Genomic DNA, 26,690 nt, shown 5'->3' on the forward strand with positions numbered 1-26,690 from the left:
CAGGATTTAAGAATAAAATTTGAAAATATTTCCAAATAAAAATTTGATCTCGAAAATTCGATTCAGACAAAAAAAGATAACTACATTTTAATTAAATATATCCCCCCTTCCCAATACTCTAATCCCGGAAATCTTCAAATCCTGGAAATCCTGATCAGACAACAATATTTTGTAATCCCCAAAAAATACCTTTACTTTATACAGTAACGATTGCCTGCCCTCACAAACACAAAACAACCAAAACAACTATGGCAATCAGGGTAGCAATACAACACAAAACAACCTACAAATACGACAGAGCTGTTACCATCGCTCCGCATATCTTCAGGTTAAGACCAGCAGTGCATTCCAGGACACCCATTGAAGCCTATTCACTTAAGATCACCCCGAAAGACCATTTCATCAACTGGCAGCAAGATCCCTTTGGTAATTACCAGGCAAGAGTGGTATTCCCTAACCCGGCAACTGAGTTATCAGTTGATGTAGAAGTAATAGCCAATTTAACCGTTATCAATCCATTCGATTTTTTTGTAGAAGAATATGCAAAAGGTTTTCCATTTAAGTATGATGAAATATTAGCAAAAGAATTGGTTCCTTATCGTGAGATAAAAGAAAACGGACCACTATTAAGACAATGGTTATTAGAGATCGACAGATCACCCAAACCCATTGTAGATTTTTTAGTCTCTATCAATCAAAAAGTAAACAGAGATATCAATTATACCGTTCGTATGGAAGCCGGTGTACAAACCTGCGAACAAACACTTGAAACAAGATGGGGCTCGTGCAGAGATTCTGCATGGTTGCTGGTACAGGTATTAAGATATCTTGGATTGGCATCTCGTTTTGTATCAGGTTATTTAGTGCAGTTAACTGCCGATATAAAATCTCTCGACGGCCCTTCGGGTCCCGAAAAAGATTTCACCGATCTGCATGCATGGGCAGAAGTGTATATCCCGGGTGCCGGCTGGATAGGCATGGACCCTACCTCTGGCCTGTTTGCAAGCGAAGGACATATACCACTGGCATGCACACCCGATTTTGCCAGTGCAGCACCTGTTGTAGGCACTACAGATCTTTGCAACGTAACATTTGAATTTGATAACAGCGTAACACGTATACACGAAGACCCGAGAGTAACCAGACCATATACCGAACAGCAATGGGCTGAGATGGATGCACTCGGTCACCAGGTAGATAAGGAATTATCAGAAGGAGATGTGCGACTAACCATGGGTGGCGAACCAACTTTTGTTTCCATCGATGATATGGAATCTGCACAATGGAACACTGCTGCAGATGGAAAAGAAAAACGTTTATTAGCACACGATCTTATTTTTAAATTAAGAGATCAATTTGGCCCCGGAGGTATGTTGCATTACGGTATGGGCAAATGGTATCCCGGCGAACCCTTGCCACGCTGGCAATACGGCTTGTTCTGGCGAAAGGATGGTGTACCTGTCTGGAAAAACAGCAACTACATCGCAGGTGAAAGAGTAGAAAAAAAATATACCGAAAAAGAGGCTGAACTTTTTGCCAATGAACTAGCAAAACATTTAGCCGTAAGCACTGAAAATATTTCCCCGGTGTATGAAGATGTATTTTATTTTTTATGGAGCGAAGGAAAGATACCTGCCAATGTTGATCCGTTAAAATATAATTTAAAAGATACCACCGAAAGAAAAACAATTGCTCAACTACTCGATAAAGGATTAGAAAAACCTGCCGGCTTTGTACTCCCCATTGCATGGAACTACTGGAGCAATACATGGCAAAGCATTAAATGGCAGATGAACCGTGAAGAAGTATTTTTAATCCCCGGCAACTCTCCTATCGGCTTACGGTTACCGTTAGACTCATTACCTGCCGTTGCAAAAGAAGATGAACCTCAAATAGTAGAACGCAGTTTGTTTGAAGAAGTGCCTGCATTTGAAAACTTCGATGATACCATTAGTGCCCGTTACGATTCAGTAAGTACACACAACGATCCCTCAACTAGCCGTCGGCCACTTGCCGCAGCCGAAAACACTAGCCGTAGACCGCAGCCGGTGGCAGCAGCTGCCGCTGAAAACATCACCGCAGCAATCCCTGTTATCAAAACAGCTTTGTGTGTAGAAGAAAGAGAAGGTGTGATATATATATTCTTCCCGCCCTGCGATTACCTGGAACATTATTTAGACATGCTCTCTTCCGTAGAAGCAACAGCTGCCAAATTAAATATTCCTGTACGCATTGAAGGTTACGAACCACCAAGAGACAACCGTATGGAAAGAATGGTGGTATCTCCCGATCCCGGCGTAATCGAAGTAAACATTCATCCTGCAAAGAACTGGGATGAGTTAAAACATATTATCAATACCGTGTTTGAACAGGCACGGCTATCAAGATTGGGCACAGAAAAATTCATGCTCGATGGTAAACACACCGGCACAGGTGGCGGCAACCATATCACCATTGGTGGTGCTGTACCTGCGGATAGTCCGCTGTTGCGCAGGCCCGATGTATTGCGTAGCCTCATCACTTATTGGCAACACCATCCCGGCCTGTCTTATTTATTTTCCGGTGCATTCATCGGACCAACCAGCCAGGCGCCACGCTTTGATGAAGGCCGTGAAGAAAGATTGTATGAAATGGAAATTGCCTTCAGCCAGGTGCCCGAAGGAGAAGAAGTGCCTTTCTGGTTAGTAGATAGAATTTTCCGACATCTGTTGACCGATATCACCGGCAACACACACCGGGCAGAATTCTGTATCGATAAATTATATTCTCCTGATTCTTCTTCCGGCAGGTTAGGCATTTTAGAATTCCGTGCATTTGATATGCCGCCACATAAAGAAATGAGTTTGATGCAGATGTTATTGATACGCACACTCATTGCATGGTTCTGGAAGAAACCATACAAACATGATCTGATACGATGGGGTACAGAATTGCACGACCGTTTTATGTTACCACATTTTGTAAGAGAAGATATGCAGGAAGTAGTGACCGACCTCAACAATGCAGGTTACCCTTTCAAACTTTCCTGGTTCGAACCATTCTTTGAATTCCGTTTTCCGCATTACGGTAGTGTGCAGATAAAAGGCATTGATATGGAGCTCCGCATGGCCATTGAACCATGGCATGTATTGGGCGAAGAGATGAGCAGCTCAGGCACTGCCCGTTTTGTTGACTCCTCCCTTGAACGTGTGCAGGTAAAACTCCGCAATTTTAATGAAGGCCGTTATGTGCTCTTATGCAATGGAGCCCGTGTGCCCTTAAGAGCCACCGAAATTAAAAGCGAATATGTTTGCGGTATCCGTTACCGTGCCTGGCAGCCGCCAAGTGCATTGCACCCTACCATTGGTATTGATACGCCACTAACCTTTGATATTGTTGATACATGGAATGGCCGCTCTGTTGGAGGCTGTACATATCATGTGGTGCATCCCGGCGGAAGATCTTACGATGCATTTCCCGTGAACAGCTTTGAGGCAGAGAGCCGACGTGTGAGCCGCTTCAACGATTTCGGGCATACACAGGATGTGTTGATCGCCACGGTACAAACAACCGACACCATCGGCGAAGACCATTATATCACCATTGACAGACCATCCTTTGTTATTGATGCACCCGAAATAGAGATCAACAAGGAGTATCCATGTACGTTAGATATACGGCAACATTGGAAGAAAGGAAAACGTTCGTAACAAACAACAGATAGGAGAACAACACTAATATAGACGCAGGACTCCGTTCTGCGTCTACACAGAATCGCTACAGAAAAAAATCATTGTATACCAGTATGCAACCTTTATTTGGATTTTTTCATCTATGAAAAAAATCCGCTAGCAATGAGATTTATCCAACACTACCTGTTCATGCTGATCTTATTTTTTACGCAAACGGTTCTCTCTCAAAATTATTCACCCTGGCAACATCCCGTCATTAAAGCAGCAGATCAACACACTCCCGGATTCCTTGCACTTCATCACGCTACGGATGATGATCATTATATCCCACTTGCAATATTTGATACCCAAAAACAGCAACTATATTATGTCACCACTTTCGGAAAGATATTCGATTCCATTGCTGTTGGCCCCAAACTGGCGGAACAAATTACCCTCAAAAATGTAGATGTATTTGATTATTTCTCCCGGCTGTTTACGATGGATTGCCTGGAGGAGATACATGCAATGAGGACACTTGTAACCATTCATGCCAACGACCTGAAAAAATACCTGCCCGAAAATTCTTTTATAAATTATACACCCCTGCTCTCAGCTCCCGGTTCATCAGATAAACTATCCCTGCTTGATAATTATGAAAGATCGATCTGGCAGCAGTGCATCTTAATGAACACAATACTCTATCAGCCGGTAAATATCTATGAAAAAAAAGATAGCCTGAAAAACTATGAGCAATCCAAATTAAAACTACAGCGGGAAAACAACGGTAATGCTGTTCAATATGTGGGATATATCAACAACAATTCAATACTCTCGAAAGCTGTTTTAAATATGACAACAGCCACTGTTTATATTTATGATAAAAAAAATATCGTTGCAGACAGCTTTAAAATAAAACCAGCAAGATTGCATGAAATAGATCCTGAAAAAGCTGATCTGTTTACCATATACCGCAGCTGGCTGCAATGGCAATTAGCATACACCTGTACCTTTTTGCAAAAGCAGGCCGCTACCAATAAAAGAAAAACAGCTGCCGCAGATATGAGCAGCAAGCTGGTAAGGCCGGCACAGGAGCACATAAAATTGTTGCAGCAAAAAATATCTTATACCTTAATACCCGATATGACGATACCTTTACTGGATTTGATGGAAAAGGCAATGACCGATGTAAGAAAAAAATGGTCTAACAGCACCGGATGGCAGGATATTGGTATCGGCACTTCGGAGGTTTTTTATGTTACAAGAGGAAATAAACAATATAATTTAACCAACCAGGTGGGGAATGTAATGGCAACTGTATCAGATAAAAAGATATACAAAACCATTACCAACAGCAGTGGTAATGGATATAGCAACACGATAGGTTTGTTTGTGCCGGATGTGGTAACGGCCACTGATTACTATCCCGGCGGTATGCAGATGCCGGGGAGGATCTACCCGGTACCTGAATCGGAAAAATTACAGCCGGTAGCCAACTCCGGAACAGCAACAAGCTCTGCCGTGTTGTATCAACATACTTTTAACGACACTCCATCGGTTCATCCCTACTTAACAAAAGCTCCAACGCAAAACCCCAATATCACCAACAGTAAATGGACAAACAGTAAAGGTGTTTGGAGCAGCATCTATACTACAGCCACTAATAAAACAGCCTTATACATAAGTGGCCTGCCCGGCGATAGTACGCAACCAAGCACCATTACCTTAGAGTTTGATGTGGCAGCAGGTAAAATACTGAATGTAACCGGCTACAGCTTTATGAACTGCACCAGCCAGACAGGATACCCTTATTGGTTGATGGATATTAACGGCATAAATGCAGGGGGTGGCAATGTTAACATTAACTCCAATGGAACACTTGCAACTGCAGCTGGTAATGTTACACAAGCTGTAAATGGTTTACAGGGGCATATAACGGTGAAGATCACCCTGTATGGCACTTCACATAGAAGTACCGGTACATTTAGATTGGATAATTTTACGTTGAATGGGTACTTACAACTGTTGCCGGGGGCAATTAATAATGGAAGTAACACAACGGATAAAGCAAAGTATCCATATGGGTTTAATGATAAAGAAAAGGATAATGAGATTTACGGTGAAGGAAATGCCTATGATTTTGGTGCAAGGATTTATGACCCAAGAATTGGAAGACTATTTTCGTTAGACCCTTTAATGAAGGAATTTCCTTATGAAAGTAATTATTCGTTTGCAAGTGGTAATCCCATTTCAAACATTGATGTAGATGGAGAAAGAGTTACGTGGTGGTTTACATTATGGCGGCACAAAGAGTTTAAGACTGTAATCGTAAATTTAAAAAAGACAGAAGTTTTTAAAACTATCTTCAAACGATTTATTAAAAATCAAGATAATGTTGTTGTCAAACCTACGGCTGGTGGCTATTTTGGCTATGCAGACCCTGTTAGAAAGGCAAACGGTTATGAGCTTAATTTAGGGGGCAATGGCTTTATGAATGGCGATTATCTTACTGCTGACCCTACATTTATTGCGAAAGTTATACTCCATGAAGGATTGCATGACAAAAACGGATTGATTCATGCAGAGGGAGATGATGCCAATTATCCTACATTAGATAGGCACATGAGAAAGCAAAAAACTACCCCCGGATATGAAGGTGAACATGAAGCGATGGCAGAAGGGTATGTTGGTTATTTGGTAAAGGGAATGCAGCAATTTGATAAACAAAATGGAACAACCCATTCAGGAGACTGGTACAATGCAATGGCATGGTTTGGAAGTTTACAAAGGGCAACGGATGATTGGAAGAACATGGATGCCACAACGAAAGCACGGTATCAAACAATAATTGACAATGAACAAGATTACATGGGCTATTTAGATGCAAGGGCGACATATAACACTAATAAAACTGCCGCAAATAAAGCAGCAATGAATACTGCAAAGAGAAAAGTTGATTGGAAATTATTTAAAAAAACAAGAAGTAAGTAATGAAATACCTTGCCACATATATTTTAATTTTTATTTTTTTAAGTTGCCAAAGTGGGCAAAACTCAATTGAAGCTACCAAGCCAAATTTAGGTCAAGTCCCTGACAAGATGGATAAAACAAAAAATATAACTATTGATACCAATGCTTTTAACGGACAATGGCAACAGTATAAAAAAGAGGGAGCAAAGCCAAATGATACTATCCCTAATTTGACTTGTTTTGTAAAAATTACTGCGGACACTTTCTATTATATTACCAATAAAAAAGTTCAGTATATTGATTTATTGGTGAAAGATAATAGCTATAAATATCCTGTTTATGGGTTTAAAAATCACTACCAGGATAAACTGTATGTCCTAACAGAAGATTACAAAGAACTTCAACTTAGAAAATATGCAAACGAAGGAGATTACGAATATTTTAAAAAATCGGTAACTAAAAAATAGAAAAATTCATTCAGCCGCTTGCAAAATGTGAGCGGCTTTTTATTCTTAGAAACAAAGCGCATTTGTCCTTACGACTTTTGTATGATATTGATTGTGAAAGTTATCTAGTTAGAAATCCATACGCCTTAGTTCATCGAAATAATATAAATGGGCCAGTTGTTAGTATCAGCAATATGTATGGGGATACTTATAATATTAAATAGACTAATTTCAATGAAATCATTATTAATTGTTATAGCTGGATTACTTGCTTGTCAATTATTGTTTTCACAAACTTTTCGCCCCGGTTCGTGGCACACGAAACAACATTAATTTTGCCGTTTCGTGTGCCACGAACCGGGGCGTAGGGGCATCCCTTTTGGATGCACACATCCCTCGTGGATGCCGGGTAGCCACAAGGGCTACCCTTACAACAGTCTTTCGGGCCACAGGCGACAGACCACTGACCACAGTATGAAAATATTATTGCTCCATCCATTGCCCATCGCCTATTACCCATTGCCTATTGCCCATTGCCCATTGCCCATTGCCCATTGCCCATTGCTCATTGCCCATTGCTCATTGCCTATTGCCTATTGCCCATTGCCCATTGCCCATTGCCTATTGCCCATTGCCCATTGCTCATTGCCCATTGCTCATTGCCCATTGCTCATTGCCTATTGCCTATTGCCCATTGCCCATTGCCCATCGCCTATCTATTTTTTCTCATACATATAAAGCGGCGCCAATGGTTGTGTTACAAAAACATTCTGAGCATTTAGATAAAAGTTTGCGCCAGTTCTTAAGCACTCTGCGGCTGTAGGATTAAACCCAGTAGAGGTACTGCCACCCCAAACCATAAAACCATTATTGCCATAACACATGGTATGACCGGCCCTTGCAATAGGTGCATTTGCAGTTGATATAGTAGTGTAGGTATCAGTAGCTAAATTATATACATAACCCGTATTAACCGGCGCACCGGCATAAAAGTATCGGGCTCCTCCCCATACATATATTTTCCCGTTGCCGTCGTACGCAAACTTTTGACCATAATAAGAATATGGCGGCGGCGACAGCGTTGTCCATGTATTGCCGATCGGATCAAACCGTTTTGTTTCACTACCGCTAATGATATACACATTACCGTTATAATACGCCATGGCCGGTTCTACCGAACCCGTGGCAGGTGCATTGGTAGTAGTCATTGCCGTCCAGGTATTGGTGCCCGTATGGTAAACACCACCTGTTTTTAAAATACCACCCGATGGATTATAGCCACCCCATAGTACCACATCTGTGCCGGCAGCTACGGTACCTGCAAAGTATCGTGGCGACGGTGCACCCGAAACAGCCATGGCCGTCCATGTGTTGTTCACTACATCATACTTATAACCCGTGCCAAAAATGTAGCTCGAATTGAGAATACTCATACCGCCCCAGAAATATATGTTGTTACCAACATTGGTTGCAGTGGGAAAACGCCTGGCAGTATCATTAATAGCAGCACTTTGTGTTAAGCCCAAAGTATTGAGGTCGAATATATAAGCAGGAAAAGCATTTCCGTACGGAACACTTAAACCGGAAATTCCACCCCAAAAGATCCATTTGTTACCCACCCTTACGCAATTAGCACCCGAAGGCATTATGGTGCTATTATTCGCCATTGTCCAGGCGCCGGTAGTGGGGTTGTATTTATAAAATGGAATACCTGCATTTGCAGCAGTATATCCGCCTGCTATAAAATACACACTGTCTGCCCAAACGCTTTTCAGATCTGCGTAGCTGCTGGAGGGATAGTTGGCAACAGTAGTATCGATGGGGCTCCACACGTTGGAAGCTACCGCCATCAATTCAGTAAGTGTGGCATTGGGAATATTTATTTGTCCGCCGTATTTAAAATTGTTGTTTTGCAGACTCTGGTTGGGATAAGTTTTAGACAATACAATACTACTTGGTGGCAATAGGCTATCATAATTGATATAGTGCCAGCTATCTTGAAAATAATAAAACCCCGTACTATCCGGCCCCGATTGATATACCATTAAACCGTTGGCAGGTTTTTCTATCTTTTCACGCTCGTTCTTTTCTAACCGGGGTATCAGTATACCCTGGCTCGAACTTTTAATATCCAACACTGCCGAAGCATCCGGCGAAGTATTATTAATACCTACCTGCTGAGACTTTGCTGCTATACTAAAAAGTAAAAAAGCGATTGCGATTATATTTTTCATTGCTTAATATTTGTATGTGATGAAAAGGTACGCCCCAAAATAGTGTACTGTAAAAGTAGACAGATTTGTCACTAAAAAAAATGGAAATATGAAAAAGAGGATGTTACGCCGACACGGTGCAGTACTCCAACCTTGGTCCATGTTCCATGGACTGCACTTTTTTATGTACTTAGCTTTTGTGCCACTATTAAACTTCATTGGCGTCGCACTCTTGTGCAGTATATCATCATTGAACTTTTATTGAAGCGTAGATTGTAGCTAGCTAAAAACTTACCACCATATATAGGCGCAGGACTCTGCCCTGTGTGTATACATTACTTAACTAACAATAAGAGATTAGTAACTAGCCGGCACAGGACTTCGTCCTCTGCCTATGGGGAGGAGATCATTTAGTTAGATTATTTAATTCTGGCACAAGCGGACGCTTGCGCCAGGTTCTTTTTAATTTGTTACAAGATTGGACCAATTAGGGGAAACCCCGACGCATAAAAGGTAAAGAGTCTTATGCCTATGAGGAATATATGTGAACTGTAAATCGTCAGCTAAAACTGGACTAAAAATAAGTTAATTTTAGAGAGTATTTCCATTGTTCATCATTAAAATAGAATAACATGGAAAAGAAACAAAAACAGTCCACAGAAAACTTCATTAAAGACATCCGTCGCAGGACTAGGCGATTGTTCACCTCCGAACAAAAGATCCTTATAGTTATGGAAGCACTACGAGGTGAAAGCTCTACCGCAGAGATATGTCGTAAACATGGGATTAACCAGGCATTGTTTTACAAATGGAATAAAGAGTTCATGGAAGCAGGTAAGAAACGCCTTAATGGTGATACTACTCGTGAAGCTACTAGTGACGAAGTAACTGAACTACGTAAAGAGAATCAAAGGTTAAAAGAAATGGTAGCTGATCTGATGCTCCGCTATGACATTGTAAAAAAAAGCTTAACCATCTTGGAGTAAGCGAAAAATATCAACGTCGTATGAGATTATCAGTAGCAGAAAAGGAGGAAATCATTCAATTGGTTGAACGTTCAGAACTGGGAGTAAACAGAACTTTGGTACAGTTGGGGATCAACAAGAGTACGTTTTACAATTGGTACAAAGCTTATTTGGATAAGGGTGCTAATGGCCTTGAATCAAAACGTGCTACCCGGCAACGCTGGAATACGATACCACAGTCTGAAAAGAATCTTGTAGTGGAGATTGCGCTGGAATATGCCGAGTTATCACCCAGAGAATTATCCTGTAAACTCAGTGATGTAAAAGGAATATTCATATCAGAATCCAGCGTGTACCGGATTTTGAAGGCCAAAGGGTTAATCACCAGCCCTTCACATATTTTGTTAGCAGCAGGAAATGAATTTAGTCAAAAGACCTGCTTTGTTCATGAAATGTGGCAAACAGATTTTACTTACTTCAAGATATTGGGATGGGGATGGTATTATCTGAGTACAGTACTGGATGATTACAGCCGTTTTATTGTTCATTGGGAACTCTGTAAGACAATGAAAACAGAGGATGTACAACGAACAGTTAATAGAGCCCTGGAGGCTTCAGAGTTGCCAAATGAGTTCAGGCCAAAGTTATTATCGGACAATGGAGCTTGCTATATCGCATCAGAACTCAAAATCTTTTTACAAAACAAGAAAATGAAACTTTTACATGGCAGGCCCAATCATCCGCAAACACAAGGGAAAATTGAACGTTATCATCGGTCAATGAAAAACGTTGTTAAGTTGGATAATTACTACTGCCCTGAAGAACTGGAAGCATCATTAACGGCTTTTGTACACTACTATAATCATGAACGCTATCATGAGTCTCTTGGGAATGTCACACCGGCAGATGTTTATTACGGAAGGCAAGAAGAGATTTTTAAATACAGGCAAAGAATAAAAATGCTAACGCTTCAAAGAAGAAGGCAAAATTATTTAAGACAAAAAATAGCATCTTAATTTTAATCTGTACACTATAAAACTAAAAATAAAAAGTATCTTTAAATCACGAAACACTCTCTAAGAGAAAGTTCACTTTGATTTGACGACATACACTTTTTACCTTCACTTTAACAACATGCAGCCATCTGTTGCATCGTAGGTTCTCAACCTTCTCTTTTTAAAAACCCCTGTTAAACCTCATCCTGTTTATTAATTTTTCACCAACAAATTAACTATAACAGTATGTCATTTTCTGATCGTATGCAAACCGGTGGCGGGCATCTTGCCACCCTATTATTACTCAAAACCGGTTTTTTACCCCGAAAGCTTCCCTGGCATTCCGGGAGGTTGCCGGTACAATACCGGAACCTTCCCCGGAGTTCCGGCAGCCTTCCGGTACGATACCGGAAGCTTCCCCAGAGTTCCGGCGACCTTCCGGTATCGTACCGCCTCCCTCCAGGGATAAAAAACTAAAAATCAACATTAAACACAGATAATCAATCAATTACATTAAAAAAACACCCCATGATCAATAGTATAGAACTCTATAAACTCCGCAACGGTGAATATTCACAATTCCTACAGGATGTTATCGAAATCGTCAACAAAAATGACCCTGCCGATCTGCAGGTTCAGCCACAATTAACTACATTAATAGCTGTAGCACTGGAAATAGAATCGCTCTTTAAAATACCCCTCGGCAGCGCTCTTACACAAGAGCTGGAAAATTTTGATCTGCTACGTGATAATGCTTTAAAGGGTATCCTTGCAATTGTACGTGGTAATATGTACAGCCAAGACCCCGTTATAAAAAACCATGCTACCATTTTAGATACACACCTGGCTCTCTTTGGTAAAAACATCGCCGAAGATAGTTACCAAAGCGAAACAAACTCCATCCGCAACATCATTGCCGACTGGAATCAAAAGCCGGAACTAACGGCAGCCATAACCGCACTCGATCTGCAAAGCTGGAAAGCATCATTAGAAACAGCCAATAATAATTTTTCAGATAGATACCTGGCCCGTGCTATTGAAGTCGGTACTGATACTACTGAAAATTTCGAGGTAAAACGTGTTGAAGCAAACCAGGCTTACTATACACTAAGAGACAATATCAATGCCCGTTATATTATTAATGATGGCAACGATCCTTATAAAAAAGTGGTATCGTCTATCAACGGCCTTATCACTTATTATAACGACCTGCTGGCACGCAGGCTTGGTGGCAATAATGATAATACCGGGCCGGATGCCCCTGAACAGGCAGAATAAATAATTGGGAGTAACTACCATAAAGACCGTTTTTGCAAATTGAGAAAATGCCAAGGCGTAAACAAAGAGCCCGCTTGTCTAAGCGGGCATTTATTCACAAACATCAGATAAAAGACAAAATATTATATGTTGGGGATTATCGAGACAGTAAAATAATAGGTAGCACTGTTTATCCCCCCTTCGGAACGAAGCTTCATGTTTTAGATCCATTATGAGCACACAAACAAAGAGCCCGCTTGTCTAAGCGGGCATTTTTATTAAGGGAAAATTGTCTTAATCAGGATTTTGAGGATGTATGGATGAACAGGATTTTTGTCCCGGCGGACAAACGAACATAGCAGTGCGTCATTTTATGAATTACAGGAAGTGAAGCATTATCAACCTCTGCATTATGCTGATCTGTAAAGTGACAGCATTTTAATACCAAAGTATTCAACGGCGATGAATACCGAACGGTCATCATTAATTTCCAATTAAAACACTACCACTACCCGAAACAATATTACCCACCCCGGTGCCCGTTGATACGTTTACAAAATCACCTGCCCTCGCTGCCGGTGTGCCGCCGTTATTTAAAGTGATCAATCCTCCATTTATTTTGGTAAGTGCCGTTCCTAAAACTGATATGGTTGAAGATTGTATCGTTGTAGCAACAGATGAAGAAAGTAATATATTCTTATTGGAAGATAAATTCATATCCGTTAAAGCGTTCATTGTAATGACATTTCCTTTCAATACAAGATTGCCTGTTCCTGCATCAATGGTAATGCCTCCTGTATTACCGGTGGTAACAATTTTAATACCGCCATTTGCAAACACCACAATTCTATTGGTTCCTGCTTGTATCTCAACACTATCGTTAGTACTCTGAATATTGATCGCATTGGTAGATGAAGCAATACCGCCAAAAGGATTCATCACTCCTGCTACATACAATCCGTCTGCCGGCGGAGTTACTGATGAGCCGATAGTGGTACCACCATTTGAATTTACCCGAAGCTTATTTACAGATTGCACCTGTATGAGTAATGGGTTAGTGCCACTTGCTGCATTGATATGCAATTTATCGCTGGGAGAAGCTGTGCCGATCCCCACATTTTGTGCATGCACCGTAATAATTAACACGAATAACAATGAGCATATCGCAATTAAATTTTTCATAAACAATAGCATTAGTAAAAGATAAAGTGTCAATTAAAGTTAAATAAATTCATCCGTCCCAAAAGGGTTTTGCTAATACGCATACAAACAATGGATCACTTTTTAGTAAAAAACTATTTCTCTTCAAAAGCCCTCATCCTGTTCATCCATACATCCTCAAAATCCTGATCAAGACAGAATAACACCCCATTAACCATAAAATCATCCCGCCTGAATACATTTCAGGGTTTTTCACTACTTTTAGCCACTAAATTTTAAAACTGTGAACCTAAGAAAAGTACTTTTTGTTATTGCAATACTATCAAGCAATATGATCATTGCTCAAACACCCAAAAAAATTGCGTCCCCTGCTGCAAAAGCCAATCAACACCTGAAAGTATTTGACCAAACCATACAAAGCGGCGATGTAGCCAGCGCTATACTTGCATTAAATTATTATATCGCCGAACAAGGCAGCAATACTACCTATGCAGATACACTGGCCATGTTATACTTACAACAAGGAGCCTTTCCGCAATGTTATTACTGGGCCGATAAAAGATTAACCGCTAAGCCCGATGATAACGGACTGATGGAAATGAAAGGGATCTGTTTAGATAAACTGAACCAACCTAAAGAAGCCATCGACATCTTTGAAAAATTATTCAAGAAAACACAAAGTCCTTTTCACGGATATAAATTACTTGAATTGCAATACAGCATCAAACGCTTATCCGAATGTTTAGCTACTGCAGAAGCTACAGAAAAGCTGCAGTTCAAACCTGAGTACACCATGACCTACAGTGTAGGACAACAAATGGGAAGAACCTATCTGCAATCAAGCATCTACAATATTCACGGATTGGTGTTATATGATCTTGATAAAAAAACAGAAGCAAAAGCTTATTTTGAAAAAGCATTGGCTTTAGACAGCAGCTTTGCATTGGCAAAACAAAATCTTGAAGCCATCAGAACTTTAGAAGCAGCAACAAGCAACAAAGTGGTGCCTAATACCAATGCACCCATAGCGCCACCTGCAGATAACAAACGTAATTAATAGCACAGCTGTTAACCGGTAAAACAAAAGCCCACTACATGTGTGCTTTTTTAATGTATGACAAAAGAAGAAATAAAATTTTTAGAGGGTCCGCAAAGCCGCTGGCAGGAATTTAAATTCACTGTGAATGTGGTGCTGGAGTTTATTAAAGGTTTCAGAACATTACATTTTACCGGGCCTTGTGTAACTATATTTGGCTCTGCCCGTTTTAAAGAAGATCATCCTTATTATAAAAAAACTCAAGAGCTTTCTGCACGGATCGCTCAATTAGGATTTACCATCATGACCGGCGGCGGACCCGGTATTATGGAAGCAGCCAATAAAGGTGCCAGGGAGATCGGCGGCAGAAGCGTTGGCTGCAATATTGTACTACCGCACGAACAAAAACCCAATCCGTATTTAGATAAATGGGTAAATATCCGGTACTTTTTTGTCCGTAAAACATTACTGATAAAATATTCTTACGCTTTTGTGGTAATGCCCGGCGGGTTCGGCACACTGGATGAATACTTTGAGGCACTTACGCTGATACAGTGTAAAAAAATAAGCGAATTCCCTATTGTTATCTTCGATACCGAGTTTCATAAAGACCTGATCGAACACATCAATTTTATAAAAAGCAAGCAAACCATTTCCGAAACTGATACCAATTTATTCCTGGTAACAGATTCTATCGATGAAGCAGTGGCCTATATCCAAAAAAATACCATCGTTAAATTCGACCTGAAACACGAAACACCTTACCGCCCCTACCGTCCATTCAAATGGCTGTTCGAAAAGGGATAATATCTCTTTTTTTCTCCGATAAAATATGACCAAAGTCAGCCATCAGGTTGAGAATCATCATTGCATACCTATGCGTTTACCTACAACTTTGTGCTATCAAGATAAAGCAGCAATGCTGAGTCTTAAATTCAAATATCATGCAATATAATGTTGGAAAACTAGATAGAGCGATAAGGCTATTGCTTGCTATAATAATAGCCACGGTAGGAGTTTACCTTGAAAGCTGGTGGGCACTGGCGGCCATAGTGCCGCTGCTTACAGGATTATTTTCATTCTGTCCGTTATACAAGATCCTGGGATTGAACACTTGTGAACCTAAAGGAGCATAAGGTATTACTTCCTGCGCAAACAGCCACTACATGAAGCAACCATGTGGTGGCTTTTGATTATTTATTAAAAACTTAACCATATCAGTACTATAAAGAACATAGCTCCCCCCTGTTACCATTGCGGCGAAAACTGCAATGAAGTAATTGTAGCAGAAGAAAAGAACTTCTGCTGTGAAGGATGCAAACAGGTATATCTGTTATTGAATGAAAACAACCTTTGCAACTATTATAACCTGGATAAAAACCCGGGCATCAAAGCAAAAGGGAAATTCATTTCGGAGCGCTTTGCTTACCTGGATGATATTGCCACCCAGCAAAAACTAATACAATTCAGCAGCGATACACAAACCAATGTTACTTTTCAGCTGCCGCAAATGCATTGCTCCTCCTGCATCTTCCTGCTGGAGAATTTGCACCGGATAGAACCGGGCATCACCAAATCACAAACTAATTTTCAGCGCAAAGAAGTGTTCATCATCTTTAATCCGCAACTGATATCTCTCAGAAAGGTGGTGGAATTGCTGGCTTTTATTGGGTATGAACCCTATATCAGTTTAAAAGATACCACAGAAAAAAGATCGGGCACATTCAATAAGAAAAGGATCTATAAGATAGGTGTGGCAGGCTTTTGCTTTTCCAATATTATGATGCTGAGCTTTCCTGAATATTTTTCTGCCGGACATATAGAGCAGAAAGGATTGAAGGAAACATTTACCTGGCTGATCTTCTTTTTATCTACACCGGTATTGTTTTTTGCCGCATCCGATTTTTTTGTTTCTGCATGGAAAGGGCTTCGGCAAAAGACATTGAATATAGATGCGCCTATTGCACTGGCAATAGTGGTTACTTTTTTCAGAAGCTATTATGAGATCATAACGGGTACGGGTGCAGGCTATTTAGATTCTGGCTGCGGCATTGTGTTCTTTATGCTGGTGGGCAGATGGTTCCAGGATAAGACCTATGATTCATTGTCGTTCGACAGAGATTACCGTTCGTATTTTCCTTTGGGGGTAACGGTGATCGAAAACGATGTGGAGAAAAATATTCCTGTTACACAATTACAAAAAAACAGTCGGATCATTATTCGCAATGAAGAGATGATACCCGCCGATGCAGTATTGATGAAAGGCAATGCCAATGTAGATTACAGCTTTGTGAGCGGTGAGAATACGCCTGTTCAAAAAAACAAAGGAGAGCTGATCTATGCCGGTGGTAAACAATTGGGTACGGCCATCGAACTGGAAATTGTAAGTGATGTATCGCAGAGCTATATTACCCAACTCTGGAACAATGATATTTTTACCCATAAAAAAAATGCGGATAAATCTTTCATTCATCCCTGGAGCAAATATTTCACTATAGTACTTTTCAGTATTGCACTCACCGCCTCTGTGTATTGGCTGATGGTAGACAGCACCAAATTATTTCCGGCACTGAGTGCTGTACTGATCGTGGCCTGTCCTTGTTCGCTATTGCTGTCTGCCACCTTTACCTACGGCAATATGCTTCGCATTTTTGGCAAAAATAAATTGTACCTGAAAAATTCATCGGTGATTGAAATGATGGCCAAAATAAATACGATCGTCTTTGATAAAACAGGTACCATCACCCAAAACAAAGCGGCCGCAGTAAGTTACGAGGGCACGCCGCTTTCCCTTGCCGAACTAACGGCCATAAAAGAGATCACCAGGCAATCATCTCACCCTTTAAGCAAAAACATTGCAGGTTCATTAACCGCTATTCCTGACAGACAGGTATCTGTACGATCTTTTAAAGAATACAGCGGCAAAGGTGTAGAAGCATTGGTAGACAATATTGCTGTTAAGATCGGGTCATCGGCCTTTATCAGTGAAAACAGCCAGGCGCTTATCAGTCATGATACGGGTACGCATGTACATGTAATGCTGAATGATGTGCATATGGGCAGCTATACCATCGGTAATCAATACAGGAACGGGTTGGGGGATCTGGTCAAAGACCTCCGCTCCGATCACTACCGCCTGTGTGTGCTATCGGGTGATAATGACACCGAAAAGAATACACTTTCTAAGATATTCGGAAAAAATACAGATATCCAGTTCTACCAATCTCCACAACAAAAACTGGAGTATATCTCTTCCTTACAAAAAGACAATACCAAAGTGCTTATGCTTGGCGATGGCCTGAATGATGCCGGGGCATTGATGCAAAGTGATGTGGGTATAGCGGTGAGCGACAATAATGCCCGTTTTTCCCCTGCCTGCGATGCCATCATCACCGGCGAAAATGTGCATTTGTTGGGAAGATTCCTATCCTATGCCAGATCGGGCAAGCACATTGTGACTGCCAGTTTTATCTTATCCATCCTCTACAATATTGTGGGAATAAGCTTTGCCGTACAGGCCAAACTGTCTCCTATGATAGCGGCTATTTTAATGCCTGCCAGCAGTATAAGTATTGTACTACTTGTAAGCATACTTACTTCATTGATTGCCAATAAGAAAGGGTTATAACCACGAATGACGAAAATCATTCCGGGGCTTGACTTTGCTCACCCCCAAAACGCAACCATAAAATTATTTTTGAATTTCATAAAAAAGAAAACAGTGAGCGCATTATTCATTTTGATCGGAATCAGCATAGTAGTAGCGGGGAGCTTCCTGGCAGCCTTTTTATGGAGTGTACGAAACGGGCAATTTGACGATGACTATACCCCATCCGTTAGAATGCTGTTTGACGATGATCTTAAAAACAACAACACCGAAAATTTAACTCAAACCAAATAGAAAAACATGCAGGTAGAAAAATTTTATTATGACAACAAAACTGTAAGAAACTTTGCTTACGCAACCGTTATCTGGGGAGCCGTAGGTATGCTGGCCGGATTATGGGTAGCATTACAACTGGTTTTCCCTGCACTTAACATTACGCAGTATGGCTCTTTCGGAAGACTCCGTCCGCTGCATACCAATGCGGTGATCTTTGCCTTTGTGGGCAATGGTATCTTCATGGGGGTCTACTATTCTTTGCAGCGTTTATGTAAAGCAAGAATGTACAGTGATGTATTAAGCAACATCCACTTCTGGGGCTGGCAACTGATCATTGTAGCTGCAGCTATTACGCTACCGCTTGGGTTGAGTAATGGTGCTGAATACGCTGAACTGATCTGGCCGATCGATCTGGCTATCACCCTTATCTGGGTAGTATTTGGCTGGAACATGTTTGCTACGATCATTAAGAGAAGAGAAAAACATTTGTACGTTGCTATCTGGTTTTACATAGCAACTTTTGTAACAGTGGCAGTATTGCACATTGTGCGTTCAGGCGAATTACCTTATACCTGGCTAAGAAGTTATAGCTGGTATTCAGGTGTGCAGGATGCATTGGTGCAATGGTGGTACGGACATAATGCGGTGGCATTTTTCTTAACCACTCCGTACTTAGGATTGATGTATTACTTTATGCCTAAAGCTGCTAACAGACCGGTGTATTCATACCGATTATCGATCATCCATTTTTGGGCATTGATATTCTTATACATCTGGGCAGGCCCTCACCATTTATTGTACACCGCTTTACCTAACTGGGCTCAATCACTGGGTATCGTATTTTCATTCATGTTGATATTCCCAAGCTGGGGAGGTATGATCAACGGATTGCTGACACTTCGTGGTGCATGGGACAGGGTTAGAGATGATGTTATTTTAAAATTCATGGTGGTGGCTGTTACCGCTTATGGTATGGCCACTTTTGAAGGTCCAATGTTATCCCTGAAAAGTGTAAGTGCTATTTCGCATTACACCGACTGGATCATTGCACACGTTCACGTAGGTGCATTGGGTTGGAATGGTATGCTGACATTTGGTGTACTATACTGGTTATTACCAAGAATTTTTAACACTACACTTTACTCTAAAAAAATTGCCAACATACATTTCTGGTTAGGAACATTGGGTATCCTTTTCTATGCAGTACCTATGTATTGGGCAGGCTTTACACAAAGCTCAATGTGGAAACAATTTACAGAAGGTGGCCAGTTAAAATATACATTCTTAGAAACGGTTACTTACATGAAACCTTTTTACGCAATGCGTTCATTGGGTGGCACCTTATACCTGGTAGGCGTATTCTTCATGATATACAATTTATACAAAACTGTTAAGTCCGGTAAATTAGTAGCCAACGAAGAAGCAGAAGCTGCACCGCTTGCAAAAGAATATGTTGCACATAAAGGCGAACACTGGCACAGATGGATCGAAAGAAAACCAGTACAATTAATGGTGCTGAGTTTAGTGGTTATTTTGATCGGTGGTATCATAGAATTGGTTCCCACTTTTATGGTCAAATCAAATGTACCAACCATCAGCAGCGTTAAACCTTACACTCCGCTTGAATTACAAGGCCGTGATATCTATGTAAGAGAAGGCTGTTATGTATGTCACTCACAAATGATCCGTCCGTTCAGAAGCGAAACAGAACGCTATGGTGAATATTCTAAAGCAGGTGAATTTGTGTACGATCATCCTTTCCAATGGGGTAGCAAACGTACCGGGCCGGATCTGGCAAGAGAAGGTGTGGGCAACCTGAAAAAATCAGATGGCTGGCATTTCCGTCACTTCCGTGAACCATCATCTATGAGTGAAGGATCGATCATGCCGAATTATGCATTTATGCTGGAACAGAATTTAGATACTACGCTTACAGCAGCTAAAATAAATGCCATGACCACGCTGGGTGTTCCTTACGAAAAAAATTACAGCAAACAGGCCAATGCAGATCTGATGATACAGGCGCAGGGCATTGCTGATAATCTAAAAAATGACAGTATCAGAATTGCGCCTAACAAAGAAGTGATCGCATTGATCGCCTATATACAACGTTTAGGAAAAGATATTACTAACAGTACAACACCAACTCAAAATAAATAGTCATGTTCAAATTCATTAAACAATACACCGAAACAATGAATGGCGCAGCCATTTATCCAATGATATCTCTATTTATATTCTTCCTGTTTTTTGTGGTATTACTGGTACTTGTAAAAAAAATGAAAAAAGAAAGAGTAGCTGAGCTATCTAATATTCCATTTGATAAAGAAGAATTAACCGACTCAACCTTATAAATAAAATTGTATGCATTTTAATTATTTAAATAAGAAAAAAAATATACTGGTAGCACTTGCATTGATTGCAGCCAACAGTACTATGGCTCAAGATGCAACCACAACAACTACCTCTGCAACCAGCACCGGCAGCAACCTGTTGGCAACACTGTTAATCGTTACCGCTATTGTGCTGGCTTTTGTTATCTGGGGTATGGGACAAGCGTTGATCGCATTAACCAAACAGTTAATGGACAGAAGTAAAAAGGAATCAAAACTACTGAGTGTTGTTTTGTTGTTAGGGTTTACGTTATTATCTCAGCTTTCATTTGCACAACAAGCTCCTGCTGTTGCAGACGTTGTAAAAGAAGTACCGAATTACGGGGGCTTAACTGCTCATGAATATTATTCTTTTGTTACAGTGATCGGTATCGAAATAGCAGCCATATTATTTCTGACATTTTTTATCAGACGTATCTATGTTGAATTATTTCCGGCACCTGTTACTGCAGCCGGCAAAAAATCAAGCCTGAGTGCATGGTGGGATAAGATGGATAAAAAATTATTTACCAAAGCTATACCGGTAGAACAGGAAGCAGATATAATGCTTGATCATGATTATGATGGAATAAAAGAATTAGACAATGCCTTACCACCATGGTGGAAATATGGTTTTTATTTCACCATAGTAGTAGCAGTTATTTACCTGTTGAATTTCCATGTGATCGGTTCAGGAAAAAATCCTACGCAAGAGTATGAAGCAGAAATGGATAAAGCTAAAATTGAAAAAGAATTATTTGATGCCAGCAACAAGGATAAAATTGATGAAGCCAATGTGCCGATGGCAGATGCTGCAGGACTTAAAAAAGCTAAAGAATTTTTCAATACAGATTGTTGGGCTTGTCATGGTAAATTAGGAGAAGGTGGTGCCGGCCCCAATTTCACCGATGATTACTGGTTGCACAAAGGTTCGCTGAATGATGTTTACCAATCCATCAAACACGGGTATCCTGATAAAGGAATGCAATCATGGGCTGTAAAATACAATCCTAAAGAGATCAGTTTATTGGCCAGTTATATTAAAACCTTAAGAGGTACCAATCCTCCTAATGCAAAAGCTCCCCAGGGAGACCTATACGTTGAAGGTGGTGTAGCAGCAGATTCAAATACAGTAGTAAAAGCAGATTCAGTTAGTGCGGTTAAAAAATAATTATGTCAGAAGTTGCTGAAATAGAAATAGTAGATAAAGAAGGTTCCTTCAGGGATTCTGTTGCCACCATTACAAAGGAGGGCACACGGAATTTTATTAACCCAAAGAAACCTAAAGGACGGTTATATGATCTCCGCACCCGTTTCAGCATCTTTTATCTGATCATATTTTTTTCTCTGCCGTTCATAAAAGTAAATGAAGAGCCATTGCTGATGTTCAATATCATTGAACGCAAGTTCATCATATTCGGAATGATCTTCTGGCCTCAGGACTTTTTCATATTCGGCATCGCCATGCTAACGTTCATTGTATTTGTGATCTTGTTCACCGTGGTATTTGGCAGAATATTTTGCGGCTGGGCCTGTCCCCAAACCATCTTCATGGAAATGGTCTTCAGGAAAATTGAATACTGGATCGATGGCGATTCTGCAAAGCAGAAACAATTAAAGAACATGCCCTGGAATGGCGAAAAGATCAGAAAGAGAGCAGTAAAATTCATTGTATTCTTTTTGATGTCATTCATCATAGCCAATTTCTTCCTTGCGTATATCATCAGCATGGATCAATTAATTGGTTATGTAGAAAATCCGGGAGCGCATGTAGGCACACTTATTTCCTTGTTGATATTTACTACCGTATTCTTTTTTGTTTACTGGTGGTTCAGAGAACAAGCCTGTTTGGTGGTTTGCCCTTATGGAAGATTACAAGGTGTTTTGCTCGACAAGAATTCTATTGTTGTTGCCTACGATTATGAACGTGGCGAACCAAGAGGAAAATTTACGACAGCAAATTTTAAACCAATAGAAAAAGAGGAAGAGCATGATGATTGCAAATGCACCGATTGCAAAGGCAATGGTTCCTGCAAAGACCTCACAGCGGTACTGGCAGATTTTTCTAAACCGGGTGATTGCGTTGATTGTGGTGCCTGCGTAAGAGTTTGTCCTACGGGTATAGACATCCGTAATGGTACACAGCTGGAATGTGTTAACTGTACTGCCTGTATCGATGCATGTGATGCGATCATGATAGGGGTAAAAAAACCTACAGGATTGATCCGGTATGCCTCTGAAAACAGTATTAAGGACGGCGTGAAATTAAAATTCTCTGCCAGGATCAAAGCATACACAGCAGTGCTTACTTTATTGTTATCATTACTGGTTTTCTTATTGGTAAGCAGAACTGACCTGGATGCCCGTTTGATGCGTACTGCAGGCATGACTTATACTTCTTTGCCAGATGGACGTATCAGTAATTTATACAGTTTGAAACTGGCAAACAAAACACATAAGGATATTCCGTTTACACTAAAACTGGAAAACATTCCCGGCGAAATAACTTATGTAGGCAGCAGTAATCTAACCATAAAAAAAGAAGCGTATAGCAATGTTCAGTTCTTTATCAAACTAAACAGGAATGATGTGAAAAGCTGGAAAACAGAATTGATGATCGGACTGTATGAAAACAATAAAAAATTAAAAACTATTTCCGCCAAGTTTATCGGACCGGAAGTATACAATTAAAATTAAAAACATGAACTGGGGATATAAAATATTATTTGTGTATCTGGCTTTTGTTGCCGGCATCGTGTTTATGGTGGTAAAATCATCTAACCAGAAAATGGACCTGGTTACAACGGATTATTATGCAAAGGAATTAAAGTACCAGGATAAAATTGATGAGGCAAAAAGAACCAGTGCCTTATCAAAAGAAATTGCCTGTACGATCGCTGATGATAAGATCTCCATATTATTTCCGAAAGATTTTGAAGGTAAAAATATAGCGGGTGATATTTTATTATACTGCCCATCTGATGAAGGAAAAGATGTAGCACAAAAATTCGCCACACAGGATCTGACGACTGCTATTTCATTGCCTGCAAAAAGCAAAGGCTTATATGAGATCCATATCAGCTGGGTAGTAGATGGTAACAATTATTATTATCAGAAAAAAATATTGATATGAGCCACCATAAAAAACAAGCGCATCATATTCGGCCGTACAAAATAATGGCACAAACCTTTGGGTTAATGGTGTGCTGCTTTTTTGTACTCTATTTAATTGGTAATGATCTGCCAAATATGATCAGAAGAGAAGACATTGTATTAGCCAGTTTTTTACCACTGGCTGTCATACCTGTTGCAGGGTATATACTTACATGGTATAAAGAATTTCCGGGAGCATTACTGATGACCCTGGGAGGTTTCTTATTGGTAGGGTATTTTTTATCAAGATCGGCAACCGACATAGCACTCTTTACCGGCATTCCATTTATTCTGGCGGGAGGTTTATATATGTTGCATATTCAAAAACGTAAAGCATTACAAAACCAACACTAAAACTATGTTACAATTGATATTATCAGGATTGGCAATGGGCATAATAGGCAGTTTTCACTGCGTAGGTATGTGTGGGCCACTGGCATTATCATTGCCAATCAACAGCAATAGTTTTCAATCAAAGTTTTTGGGTGCTTTATTATATAATAGCGGACGCATTGTTACTTATTCCTGCTTTGGATTAGTGTTCGGTTTGGTTGGTAAAAGCCTGGTACTATTCGGATTGCAGCAATGGTTATCGATCATCCTGGGAGTAGTGATCTTTTTGTTTGTATTGCTGCCAAAATTAGCACCACGATCCTTTAAGCAAATAAATATCGGATCAGGATTTTTTGAAAAGTTGCGTTCTTCCATCGGGAATTTATTTTTCAAAAAAAATCAGTCATCCTTATTTGCCATAGGATTGCTGAATGGATTATTGCCTTGCGGATTGGTGTACATCGCTATTGCAGCAGCAGTCTCATCGGGGAATGTAGTGAGCAGCACCATGTTCATGGCAGCATTCGGATTGGGCACATTGCCGGTAATGTGGAGTATCGCTTTTTTCGGCAATTATATAGGCATCGGAATAAGACAAAAAATACGTAGTGCCTATCCTTATATGATGATGTTGGTAGCAAGCCTGCTAATTTTAAGAGGAATGGGTTTGGGAATACCTTATGTGAGCCCGGCAGTGAATATGGAAAAACAAACGGTGCATAGTTGTTGCCATAAACCTTAATGTTAATAGGTAAATATTGAAGAAGAAATGTTGAATAATATTATAAAGACCGATAAAAAAATTGTGATGGGAGCAAGTAAAATAGAACAGTTCATTTACGAGAGCCTTACATGGGATCGACTGCTTGATTTTTTCAAGCAGGAGAATAGCTATTTAAAAACAAGGCTGAGTGAAGTAGTTGACATTACTGTTGACAAGGATTTTCTTGCCTATGCAGAGCAGTTTCAAAATAAATTCATTTTAAAAGACGAATTGATAGACGAATTACAACACGATGTAAACGAACAAAGAGAACGTTTGACCAAAAACAAAGGCAGTATATTAAATGGCGAAGAAAAGATCAGCAAAGCACAAAAAAAATTGCGTAACGAAATGGAGTATTTCGAAAAAGAATTTATTGGCTTAAAAAATGAATTCAACCGGTATCTCCCAACGGTGGTTTGATCTCCGTTAATTAAACATTCTTTCCAGCTTCTTTTCGTCTAACAGAATAATATTACCGTCTTTAATTTCAACCAGCTTTTCGCTCTTGAAATCGCTGAGGGTTCTGATCAGTGATTCGGTTGCCGTACCTGCAATATTTGCCAGATCTTCCCTGGAGATATGTATTGAGAATTTTTCCTGACCTTCCTGTTTGTATTTATTATGTAACGCAAGTAATGCATCAGCTACTCTCTTACGTAAAGAATTGTAGGCTAGCGCCAATAACTGCTCTTCTTTTTCACTTACATTTTTTGCCAGCAATTGTATGAATTTTTGAGCTACCTCTTTATTGCTGTTAATTAATATTTCAAAATCTTCTCTTGGTATGATCGCTATTTCCGCTTCATCGATGGCTTCCGCACTATCCTTATATACAGTCTGTTCAAGTAAAGCAGTGTAACCTAAAAAATCTCCTTCGGTATACAATCCAACGGTCAACTCTTTACCATCATTATTTGTTTTAAAAGTTTTTACTTTCCCCTTCTGCACATAAAATAACCGGGATGGGTGATTTCCTTCTGAGTAGATCACCTGTTTCTTTTTATATTGATTTACATTTCTGTCGGTAGTAAGGTGTTGTAAGCCATTGCCTGCAAAATCGTACAGCATTTCCTGTATCCCTGTAACATCAGGCGCATATTGCTTTTGCAAAAGCGTTACTTTTTTTAACCTGCTTTCAATAGCACTCAATAATTCAATTTCAGTAAATGGTTTGGTGATATAATCATCAGCACCCATTTCCATTCCTTTTCTGAAATCACTTCTTTCTGCCTTGGCAGTTAAAAATATAAATGGGATCCCTTTTAACTCAGGATTCTTATTTAATAAATGCAGCACTCCATATCCGTCCAACACCGGCATCATCACATCACAAATGATCAGGTCGGGTTTGTTTTCCAACGCTTTTTCCACGCCTACCTTACCGTTCTCTGCTGTAGTAACCGTATAATTTGCTAACTCAAGAATTTCAGCGGTGTTTTCCCGTATGTCATCGTTATCTTCTATTAACAATAAATGCTTCATAAATAAAA

Annotated in this window: 21 protein-coding genes; 18 read left to right on the forward strand and 3 right to left on the reverse strand. The window is 40.1% G+C overall.

The annotated features are described in order from the left end of the window. The first annotated feature begins 248 nt into the window (after nt 1–248). The 3 genes from LK994_RS01130 to LK994_RS01140 all read left to right on the forward strand — a co-directional run bounded on the left by LK994_RS01130 (nt 249) and on the right by LK994_RS01140 (nt 7,087). Complete coding sequence (locus LK994_RS01130) at nt 249–3,689, forward strand: transglutaminase family protein (RefSeq protein WP_229761041.1); 3,441 nt, start codon at nt 249–251, stop codon at nt 3,687–3,689. A 144-nt stretch (nt 3,690–3,833) separates the two neighbouring features. Next, nucleotides 3,834–6,641 carry an RHS repeat domain-containing protein gene (locus tag LK994_RS01135; protein WP_229761042.1) on the forward strand — a complete coding sequence of 936 codons (2,808 nt, stop codon included), beginning with the start codon at nt 3,834–3,836 and terminating at the stop codon, nt 6,639–6,641. Continuing rightward, complete coding sequence (locus tag LK994_RS01140; RefSeq protein WP_229761043.1) at nt 6,641–7,087, forward strand: hypothetical protein; 447 nt, start codon at nt 6,641–6,643, stop codon at nt 7,085–7,087. Before LK994_RS01135 ends, LK994_RS01140 begins: the two co-directional genes overlap by 1 nt. Nucleotides 7,088–7,782: 695 nt before the next feature. On the opposite strand, the gene LK994_RS01145 is transcribed toward LK994_RS01140, so the two are convergent. Beyond that, nucleotides 7,783–9,300 carry a Kelch repeat-containing protein gene (locus LK994_RS01145; RefSeq protein ID WP_229761044.1) on the reverse strand — a complete coding sequence of 506 codons (1,518 nt, stop codon included), beginning with the start codon at nt 9,298–9,300 and terminating at the stop codon, nt 7,783–7,785. A 611-nt stretch (nt 9,301–9,911) separates the two neighbouring features. Between LK994_RS01145 and LK994_RS01150 the strand changes: the two genes are divergently transcribed. Beyond that, a protein-coding gene (locus tag LK994_RS01150; RefSeq protein ID WP_229759599.1) for an IS3 family transposase occupies nt 9,912–11,260 on the forward strand; the annotation gives its coding sequence in 2 pieces (ribosomal slippage) (nt 9,912–10,247 and nt 10,250–11,260; 1,347 coding nt in all). Nucleotides 11,261–11,767: 507 nt separating this feature from the next. After that, entirely contained in the window at nt 11,768–12,517 is a 750-nt protein-coding gene (locus LK994_RS01155) for a DUF6261 family protein (protein WP_229761045.1), read from the forward strand. Nucleotides 12,518–12,979: 462 nt separating this feature from the next. On the opposite strand, the gene LK994_RS01160 is transcribed toward LK994_RS01155, so the two are convergent. Beyond that, nucleotides 12,980–13,678 (reverse strand): hypothetical protein, encoded by a 699-nt coding sequence (locus LK994_RS01160; RefSeq protein ID WP_229761046.1) that lies wholly within the window; start codon nt 13,676–13,678, stop codon nt 12,980–12,982. Nucleotides 13,679–13,940: 262 nt separating this feature from the next. Between LK994_RS01160 and LK994_RS01165 the strand changes: the two genes are divergently transcribed. From LK994_RS01165 to LK994_RS01220, 13 genes are all read left to right on the forward strand, one after another. After that, a complete protein-coding gene (locus LK994_RS01165) occupies nt 13,941–14,714 on the forward strand; it encodes a tetratricopeptide repeat protein (RefSeq protein ID WP_229761047.1) in 774 nt (257 codons plus the stop codon). A 57-nt stretch (nt 14,715–14,771) separates the two neighbouring features. Then, entirely contained in the window at nt 14,772–15,500 is a 729-nt protein-coding gene (locus LK994_RS01170; RefSeq protein WP_229761048.1) for an LOG family protein, read from the forward strand. 137 nt (nt 15,501–15,637) lie between these two features. After that, nucleotides 15,638–15,829, forward strand: a complete 192-nt coding sequence (locus tag LK994_RS14585; protein WP_394799435.1) for a YgaP family membrane protein — start codon at nt 15,638–15,640, stop codon at nt 15,827–15,829. 98 nt (nt 15,830–15,927) lie between these two features. Next, on the forward strand, nt 15,928–18,321 hold the full coding sequence (locus LK994_RS01175) for a heavy metal translocating P-type ATPase (protein WP_229762289.1): 2,394 nt from the start codon (nt 15,928–15,930) through the stop codon (nt 18,319–18,321). Between the two features lie 93 nt (nt 18,322–18,414). Beyond that, on the forward strand, nt 18,415–18,594 hold the full coding sequence (gene ccoS / locus LK994_RS01180) for a cbb3-type cytochrome oxidase assembly protein CcoS (RefSeq protein ID WP_229761049.1): 180 nt from the start codon (nt 18,415–18,417) through the stop codon (nt 18,592–18,594). Nucleotides 18,595–18,600: 6 nt separating this feature from the next. Further along, the gene (ccoN, locus tag LK994_RS01185) at nt 18,601–20,736 is read left to right on the forward strand and encodes a cytochrome-c oxidase, cbb3-type subunit I (protein WP_229761050.1); all 2,136 of its coding nucleotides are present in this window, start codon (nt 18,601–18,603) and stop codon (nt 20,734–20,736) included. Between the two features lie 2 nt (nt 20,737–20,738). After that, complete coding sequence (locus LK994_RS01190) at nt 20,739–20,930, forward strand: CcoQ/FixQ family Cbb3-type cytochrome c oxidase assembly chaperone (protein ID WP_229761051.1); 192 nt, start codon at nt 20,739–20,741, stop codon at nt 20,928–20,930. 10 nt (nt 20,931–20,940) lie between these two features. Then, nucleotides 20,941–22,119 (forward strand): cbb3-type cytochrome c oxidase N-terminal domain-containing protein, encoded by a 1,179-nt coding sequence (locus LK994_RS01195; protein ID WP_229761052.1) that lies wholly within the window; start codon nt 20,941–20,943, stop codon nt 22,117–22,119. 2 nt (nt 22,120–22,121) lie between these two features. Next, the gene (locus tag LK994_RS01200; RefSeq protein ID WP_229761053.1) at nt 22,122–23,639 is read left to right on the forward strand and encodes a 4Fe-4S dicluster domain-containing protein; all 1,518 of its coding nucleotides are present in this window, start codon (nt 22,122–22,124) and stop codon (nt 23,637–23,639) included. Between the two features lie 10 nt (nt 23,640–23,649). Next, nucleotides 23,650–24,081, forward strand: a complete 432-nt coding sequence (locus tag LK994_RS01205) for a FixH family protein (RefSeq protein ID WP_229761054.1) — start codon at nt 23,650–23,652, stop codon at nt 24,079–24,081. After that, nucleotides 24,078–24,455, forward strand: a complete 378-nt coding sequence (locus LK994_RS01210; protein WP_229761055.1) for a DUF7670 domain-containing protein — start codon at nt 24,078–24,080, stop codon at nt 24,453–24,455. The genes LK994_RS01205 and LK994_RS01210 overlap by 4 nt, the downstream gene beginning before the upstream one ends. Nucleotides 24,456–24,459: 4 nt before the next feature. Next, nucleotides 24,460–25,176 carry a sulfite exporter TauE/SafE family protein gene (locus LK994_RS01215; RefSeq protein WP_229761056.1) on the forward strand — a complete coding sequence of 239 codons (717 nt, stop codon included), beginning with the start codon at nt 24,460–24,462 and terminating at the stop codon, nt 25,174–25,176. Nucleotides 25,177–25,203: 27 nt separating this feature from the next. Next, nucleotides 25,204–25,620 carry a hypothetical protein gene (locus LK994_RS01220; protein ID WP_229761057.1) on the forward strand — a complete coding sequence of 139 codons (417 nt, stop codon included), beginning with the start codon at nt 25,204–25,206 and terminating at the stop codon, nt 25,618–25,620. 6 nt (nt 25,621–25,626) lie between these two features. Here the strand turns inward: LK994_RS01220 and LK994_RS01225 are convergent, their stop codons facing one another. Beyond that, entirely contained in the window at nt 25,627–26,682 is a 1,056-nt protein-coding gene (locus tag LK994_RS01225; RefSeq protein WP_229761058.1) for a response regulator, read from the reverse strand. Nucleotides 26,683–26,690: the final 8 nt, after the last annotated feature.

The sequence above is a fragment of the Ferruginibacter lapsinanis genome, from assembly GCF_020783315.1.
GTDB lineage: Bacteria > Bacteroidota > Bacteroidia > Chitinophagales > Chitinophagaceae > Ferruginibacter > Ferruginibacter lapsinanis.

Excerpts from the sequence above, each read along its gene's own strand:
- LK994_RS01130 (WP_229761041.1), top strand. The coding sequence starts at position 249 with ATGGCAATCAGGGTAGCAATACAACACAAAACAACCTACAAATACGAC.
- LK994_RS01135 (WP_229761042.1), top strand. The coding sequence starts at position 3,834 with ATGAGATTTATCCAACACTACCTGTTCATGCTGATCTTATTTTTTACG.
- LK994_RS01140 (WP_229761043.1), top strand. The coding sequence starts at position 6,641 with ATGAAATACCTTGCCACATATATTTTAATTTTTATTTTTTTAAGTTGC.
- LK994_RS01145 (WP_229761044.1), bottom strand. The coding sequence starts at position 9,300 with ATGAAAAATATAATCGCAATCGCTTTTTTACTTTTTAGTATAGCAGCA.
- LK994_RS01155 (WP_229761045.1), top strand. The coding sequence starts at position 11,768 with ATGATCAATAGTATAGAACTCTATAAACTCCGCAACGGTGAATATTCA.
- LK994_RS01160 (WP_229761046.1), bottom strand. The coding sequence starts at position 13,678 with ATGAAAAATTTAATTGCGATATGCTCATTGTTATTCGTGTTAATTATT.
- LK994_RS01170 (WP_229761048.1), top strand. The coding sequence starts at position 14,772 with ATGACAAAAGAAGAAATAAAATTTTTAGAGGGTCCGCAAAGCCGCTGG.
- LK994_RS14585 (WP_394799435.1), top strand. The coding sequence starts at position 15,638 with ATGCAATATAATGTTGGAAAACTAGATAGAGCGATAAGGCTATTGCTT.
- ccoN (WP_229761050.1), top strand. The coding sequence starts at position 18,601 with ATGCAGGTAGAAAAATTTTATTATGACAACAAAACTGTAAGAAACTTT.
- LK994_RS01190 (WP_229761051.1), top strand. The coding sequence starts at position 20,739 with ATGTTCAAATTCATTAAACAATACACCGAAACAATGAATGGCGCAGCC.
- LK994_RS01195 (WP_229761052.1), top strand. The coding sequence starts at position 20,941 with ATGCATTTTAATTATTTAAATAAGAAAAAAAATATACTGGTAGCACTT.
- LK994_RS01200 (WP_229761053.1), top strand. The coding sequence starts at position 22,122 with ATGTCAGAAGTTGCTGAAATAGAAATAGTAGATAAAGAAGGTTCCTTC.
- LK994_RS01205 (WP_229761054.1), top strand. The coding sequence starts at position 23,650 with ATGAACTGGGGATATAAAATATTATTTGTGTATCTGGCTTTTGTTGCC.
- LK994_RS01210 (WP_229761055.1), top strand. The coding sequence starts at position 24,078 with ATGAGCCACCATAAAAAACAAGCGCATCATATTCGGCCGTACAAAATA.
- LK994_RS01215 (WP_229761056.1), top strand. The coding sequence starts at position 24,460 with ATGTTACAATTGATATTATCAGGATTGGCAATGGGCATAATAGGCAGT.
- LK994_RS01220 (WP_229761057.1), top strand. The coding sequence starts at position 25,204 with ATGTTGAATAATATTATAAAGACCGATAAAAAAATTGTGATGGGAGCA.
- LK994_RS01225 (WP_229761058.1), bottom strand. The coding sequence starts at position 26,682 with ATGAAGCATTTATTGTTAATAGAAGATAACGATGACATACGGGAAAAC.